Source organism: Clostridium sp. AM25-23AC (genome assembly GCF_003435125.1).
Lineage (GTDB): Bacteria > Bacillota > Clostridia > Lachnospirales > Lachnospiraceae > Pilosibacter > Pilosibacter fragilis.
Map to the genome: position 1 here is coordinate 1 of NZ_QWGI01000095.1, position 1,026 is coordinate 1,026.

Sequence of the window (1,026 nt, forward strand, 5' to 3'; positions counted from 1 at the left end):
CCTAGATTATTCACGGATCAGCCGTGAAAGTGGCTGAAAGCCACATAGTTACTGTATTTTAGCTGAATATTGCTTTTCACCTATCAAGTGAATGAAAAAAGAGCATCCATTTGTGGTAAAATTAAGGTGTTCAAAGTCTTAACAATCCCAAACAAAGGAGCCCTTTAAGAGTATTGTAAACACCTTAGCCTTAGAAAGCAATAGACAGATTAAAATAAATTTTGATGGAGGAGATCTCTCATCCGATGCAGTCTTGCTTCTTATCAAAGAATTCATAAGCAAACTTGGTATTGATACGCTTTTAGAAAAAGCGTTTAAAACCAATGATCCTGCTTTATTCCGATATCATTCGGATCCAAAAAACCTGCTCCAAATGATATATATGATTATTGCCGGTTATTTCGAGGATGATGCCTCTGATGAACTGACAAATGATCCTGTATTCAAGTCTGTACTTGAAAAAGATGCGCTTGCATCACAGCCTACGGTATCAAGATTCTTTAACCGTATGGATGAAGACACTTTAAACCAGTTCCTTGCGATTGCCAGAGTACTTCGGAGGAAAATTTACAGTATTCAGATGCCACAGGCTGTTATTCTGGATCTGGATTCCACTCTTCTTGATGCATACGGCAGGCAGGAAGGCAGAGCCTTTAACTTTCACTATCAGAGCAATGGTTATCATCCACTTGTCTGTTATGATGGAATGACCGGGGATCTGATAAAGATCCAGCTGCGTGATGGAACACAGTATTCCTGCACCGGAGTAGTTGATTTTTTGCAGCCGGTACTGGATGAATATCTGCATGACTATCCGGAAATCCCTATTCTACTTCGTGGTGATAGCGGTTTTTCTACGCCTGATCTTTATAAGCAGTGTGAGGAAAACGGCACAAGCTATGTGATCCGGCTGAAGGAGAATGGCATCCTACGTGGAAAAGCATCCGATCTTGTGGATGAGCTTGATGAAATCACCAGGAATAACAAAGTGGATTATGCGGTAGTTTATGGTGAATTCATGTACAA

Annotated in this window: 1 protein-coding gene; it reads left to right on the forward strand. The window is 40.4% G+C overall.

Annotated features, from left to right (window positions below; all coding sequences use genetic code 11):
* Nucleotides 1-172: 172 nt before the first annotated feature.
* Nucleotides 173-1,026 (forward strand): IS1380 family transposase (locus DW677_RS18070; RefSeq protein ID WP_117567942.1); only part of this gene is annotated, 854 nt, incomplete at its 3' end.